The organism is Longimicrobiales bacterium, assembly GCA_035764935.1.
GTDB lineage: Bacteria > Gemmatimonadota > Gemmatimonadetes > Longimicrobiales > RSA9 > DASTYK01.
Genome location: DASTYK010000125.1, coordinates 1 through 4613 on the forward strand (window position 1 = coordinate 1; position 4613 = coordinate 4613).

Annotated in this window: 4 protein-coding genes; 1 reads left to right on the plus strand and 3 read right to left on the minus strand. The window is 68.1% G+C overall.

The genetic code is table 11. The annotated features are described in order from the left end of the window. Positions 1–129: 129 nt before the first annotated feature. From VFU06_09940 to VFU06_09950, 3 genes are all read right to left on the minus strand, one after another. A complete protein-coding gene (locus VFU06_09940; protein HEU5209723.1) occupies positions 130–1581 on the minus strand; it encodes an SDR family oxidoreductase in 1452 nt (483 codons plus the stop codon). Positions 1582–1727: 146 nt separating this feature from the next. Beyond that, entirely contained in the window at positions 1728–2531 is an 804-nt protein-coding gene (locus tag VFU06_09945; protein ID HEU5209724.1) for a tetratricopeptide repeat protein, read from the minus strand. 80 nt (positions 2532–2611) lie between these two features. Next, on the minus strand, positions 2612–3511 hold the full coding sequence (locus VFU06_09950) for a hypothetical protein (GenBank protein HEU5209725.1): 900 nt from the start codon (positions 3509–3511) through the stop codon (positions 2612–2614). A gap of 212 nt (positions 3512–3723) precedes the next feature. Between VFU06_09950 and VFU06_09955 the strand changes: the two genes are divergently transcribed. After that, complete coding sequence (locus VFU06_09955) at positions 3724–4389, plus strand: class I SAM-dependent methyltransferase (GenBank protein HEU5209726.1); 666 nt, start codon at positions 3724–3726, stop codon at positions 4387–4389. Positions 4390–4613 lie beyond the last annotated feature (224 nt).

Here is a 4613-nt window from a genome sequence, read left to right on the forward strand (position 1 = left end):
CCGGGAGCTGACTCGCGCACGATCGTCTCGCTCGGCTGCATCTGCGGCGGATGCCGCGCCCGCGTCGTTCGCCTCGATCACCATTCCCGCAATCCTCCACCGATCGACCGCCCCTGCGCACGCCGACGGCTACGCAGTCTCCGCGCGACGCTTGAGTGCGTGAATCAGGCCACTGAAGATCAGGCGGTGCGCCGGGTAGAGTGCGTACCAGTACATCCAGCCGCCCAGCCCCCTGGGTGCGAAGAACGCGGTCTGCTGGAGCAGCGTCCGGCCATGGTCCAGGGGAGTCGTGCGGAACTGGAGCCACGCCTCCCCGGGCACCTTCATCTCGGATCGCAACCGCAGGAGCGTGTCCGGCTCGACGGCCTCGACGCGCCAGAAATCCAGGGCATCACCGACGCGCAGGGCGGCCGGATCGCGTCGTCCTCGTCTCAGTCCCACGCCGCCGAGCAAGCGATCAGCGAAGCCCCGTGCGCGCCAGGCCCAGTCCATGTACAGCCATCCAGTCTCTCCGCCGAGCCTGAGCAGCGTGTTGAACACGCGGCGCACGTCGGCCGCCACCACGCACTGGCGCACCTCGCGGATCATCCCCTCCGCACTGGTGAGCACGACCTGCTCGGTGGCCGACGAGCTGCTGAGCGCATCGCTCCAGGCAGACTCGCTGCCGTGCGCGTGCAACGCCTCCAGCGCGCGCTCCACTGCAGCGCGGTACCCTGCCGGTCGGATCTCGGGGAAAAGCTCGGCCGCGGACCGGTCGTGCACCACGTTCTCGTTGCGCAGACCCTCCACCAGCGGCCGCGCGATGCTGGCGGGAATCGGCGTGACGAGGTCGACCCAGAGCGAGGAGAGGCGGGGGGTGAGCACCGGCACCGACACCAGCCAGCGACGGAGTCCACGCACGCGCGCATACGTCATCAGCATGTCGCCATAACTGACCACGTCCGCGCCGCCGATCTCGATGATACGGCCGCTGCTCGCCGGCACCTCGAGCGCGCGGACGAGGTAGTCGAGCACATCCCGCACGCCGATCGGCTGGGTGCGCGTGAATACCCAGCGTGGGCACACCATGATCGGCACGCGTTCGGCCAGGTAGCGGATCATCTCGAAGGAGAGACTGCTGGAGCCCACGATCACGCCCGCGCGAAACTCCGTCACGGGCACGCCGCCCTCCCGCAGTGCGTCGCCCGTCGCCTGGCGCGAGCGCAGGTGCTCCGAAAGACCGGGCTCCGCGGCTGCCAGACCGCCGAGGTAGACGATCCGCCGCACGCCCGCCTGTGCCGCGGCCGCGCCGAAGTTGCGGGCTGCGGCCAGATCGCGCGCGTGGAAGTCCGCGCCCGCGCCCAGGCTGTGCACCAGGTAGTACGCCGCGTCGATGCCGGCCAGTGCCGGTCCGAGAGTCTCCGGACGCAGCACGTCGGCGCGAACGACCTCCACCGCGTCCCGCCAGCTGCGGCCACCTAGCCGGTCCGGGTCGCGCGCCAGGCAGCGCACGGCGTAGCCCGCCTCCAGGAGACGCGGCACCAGCCGTCCCCCGAGGTACCCCGTCGCACCCGTGACCAGTACGGTGGCGTACGTCGGCATCAGCCCACGATTGCTCTACATCCGGCGGGTCGCAAGAATGGAGATCGACTGCGGTGGCGCGTCGCGGATTGCGACGACGTGCGCGGGAGATGCACGCGCGGTGTGTGGCTGACTGCCCACGCACCGCCCGGTCACTGCCAGGTCACCTACCAGGACGGGTGTTCCACCAGCTCGCAGCCCCTGGAGTCGCCTGCCTCACAGGCCTTGCGGTAGTACGCCAGCGCCTGCTGCTCGTCTTTCTCCACGCCCAGGCCGCGGTAGTACATCCTGCCAACCGTCGTGCAGCTCTGCGCATAGCCGGCGTCGCAGCTCATGCGATAGTACGTAACCGCCTGCGTGTCGTCCTGCGCCACGGCGTAGCCGAACTGGTAGAACTCACCCAGCTTCATGCAGCCGATGGCATCGCCCCCATCGCATGCCCTGCGGAACAGCGGAAGCGCCGCCTCGTTGTCCTTCTGGACACCAGTGCCGAACTGGTGCATCTCGCCCAGGAACGCGCAGCCCCTGGCATCGCCGCCGTCGCACGCCCGCGTGTAGTAGGCCCGTGCCTGCTCGTAGTCTTTGGGTACGCCAGTGCCTCGCTGGTACAGTGCGCCGAGGTTCCTGCAACCCCTGGGATCGCCACCCTCGCAGCCTTTGCCGTGGTGGGCGACAGCCTGTGGGTAGTCACGCCGCATCACGAACATCACGCCCATGCTCGTGCATCCCGGTGCATGGCCGCCCGAACACGCCTTTCGGAACGCAAGCGCCGCCTGCGCCCTGTTCTCCTGCACGCCTTCGCCGCTCAGGTACCGCTCGCCGAGGGTGATGCAGCTCGGCAGGTCGTTGCTCTCGCACTGCTGCTGCAGCGTCGCTACGTCCGCATCCTGGGCCGTGACCGGCGCGGCGCCCAGCAGGACGCAGACGATCACGAGCGGTGAGCACGTGATGGAAAACCCGAAGCGAAGCATGTGATTCTCTCGTCGTTGAATGGACCGGCCGCTCCCGGGCGCGATCATAAAGGCGTTTCCCTCAGCCGTGGACGCGCGCATCAGGGAAGCGAGACCTGGATGTCGTGAAAATTCCAGCATCCGTCCGTGCAGCTGCCCTCACGCAGATCGAGCCAGGCGCGTGAACCTGCCGGGATCGGCGGGAAGAAGAGCAGGACATGCCAGGGACGTCCGGCGGGCACCTGCATCGAGCCCCAGCCGCCTGGATGATCCGGCGATGCCCAGCCGCCCTGGGCGAACGGCTGATGGATTGTGCCCGAGGCATCGCGCAGAATGAATGCCTTGGGCGCGCCGGGTGGGTGCAGCGTGCCGGAGTACTGCGACGTGCCGGGCACGTAGAACTCCAGCAGTACCTCCGTGGCAACCGGCGAGAACCGGATCTCCCTGATCGTCACGACGCTGTCGGGTGCGTCCCCGATGCGTATCTGCTCCGCGGGCACGATCCAGACGCCGACGTGATCGAGGACCGTGAGCTCCCGGGCCGGTGCCGGCTCGGTCGGCACGGGTCCGCTCTCCGGAGAGTACGGCTGAAACTCGCAGCCTGTGCGGACGGGAAGGTAGACCACGTCACCCGCCAGCGGATCGCCGAAGAGAGGCACACCTGCCCACTCGCCCACGCGGACGACCTCGTCCACCCCCAGCACGCGCGGCAGGCCATACTTTTCGTAACGACGCCCCTGGTACGCGATCGGTTCTCCGGCGGCGAACCAGGCATTGCCCGCGCCGTACCGATCAGCGGTAACAGGGTACACGCTCCCGAACGGCCGACCGTTGGCCGTGGTCGTGTCGAAGTTCTCCGTGTTGCGGCGGGCGGACACCTCCACGAGCGCTCCTGCGTCATCGATGACGCAAATGGAAACATCCCGCCAGCTCTGAGCGTGTACGGACGAGGCCGTGCACAGCACGAGCGACAGCATCATGAGAGTCCGGGTTGCCATCATCGGCAGGATCCATGTTGTTCGAGATGTGGTCGCACGAGGTTCGCGCGGGCTGAAAAATGCTCGGGAATGGCCCGCCGCGCCATACTTTTGTGGTGTATACCGGGGCATGCACGCGATCGAGGCACTGCGCCGCCAACTTGCGCGCGGCCCTGTGCGCCCCGCGGTCAGCGGACGCACCTTCATCGTCCAGTAGCACGCCGGAGCAACTCGAAATGGTCGAGAATTCCTTCTGGGAACAGCCCGACGTAGTAGAGCAGTTCGCGTCGCGGGCGCCAGATCACCGGCTGCTCCGCCTGATCGACGACTACGCCGATCCTGCCAGCACCAGGGTGCTCGATCTCGGCTGTGCAGGCGGACGGAACACGGTGCTGCTGGCCGAGCGCGGGTTCGACGTCCGGGCGCTGGATGCCTCCCGGTCGATGGTCGAGCGAACGAGGACGCGCCTCGCCGATGTCCTCGGGCCCGAGCAGGCGCGCGAACGCGTCAGGGTCGGCTCGATGGATGACCTGTCGGCCTTTTCGGACTCGTCGTTCGATCTCGTGGTCGCGCTCGGCGTGTATCATGGCGCTCAGAGCGTGGCGGAGTGGAACCGCGCACTCGCGGAGACCACGCGCGTGCTGCGCGCGGGAGGCCGGCTCCTGGTCAACCACTTCACACCGGAGGTCGACCTCACCGGTGAGGGCGTGCGTCCCGTTGAGGGCGAGCCCGGCGTGTACGAGGGATTGCCGGGGAACCGCAGTGTCCTCATGGACGCTGACGAGCTGGACCATGCGATGGCGCGATACGGCCTCCTGCCGGTCCTGCCGAGCGAAACGGTGCGGGTGCAGACAGAGCGAGGGCGGCGTGTGAGCGTGAATGCGCTGTATCGTCGGGTGTAGGCGGCATACGCGAACGACTACGCCGCCTCTTCAACTACTCCATCCGGAAAGTCCTGGATGCGTTCGAACGTGACGCAACCGATCGCTCCACCGCTCGACGGGCCCGTGTCGCTCGAAGCGCGCGACGTGGTTGCGCAGTTCGGCGACGTCCTCGCACTCGACGGTGTGAGCCTGCGGATCGAGCCCGGGCAATGCACGGCCATCGTCGGCGAGAGCGGCTCGGG

Coding starts and splice junctions, on each gene's coding strand:
- VFU06_09940 (HEU5209723.1), bottom strand. CDS start 1,581: ATGCCGACGTACGCCACCGTACTGGTCACGGGTGCGACGGGGTACCTC.
- VFU06_09945 (HEU5209724.1), bottom strand. CDS start 2,531: ATGCTTCGCTTCGGGTTTTCCATCACGTGCTCACCGCTCGTGATCGTC.
- VFU06_09950 (HEU5209725.1), bottom strand. CDS start 3,511: ATGATGGCAACCCGGACTCTCATGATGCTGTCGCTCGTGCTGTGCACG.
- VFU06_09955 (HEU5209726.1), top strand. CDS start 3,724: ATGGTCGAGAATTCCTTCTGGGAACAGCCCGACGTAGTAGAGCAGTTC.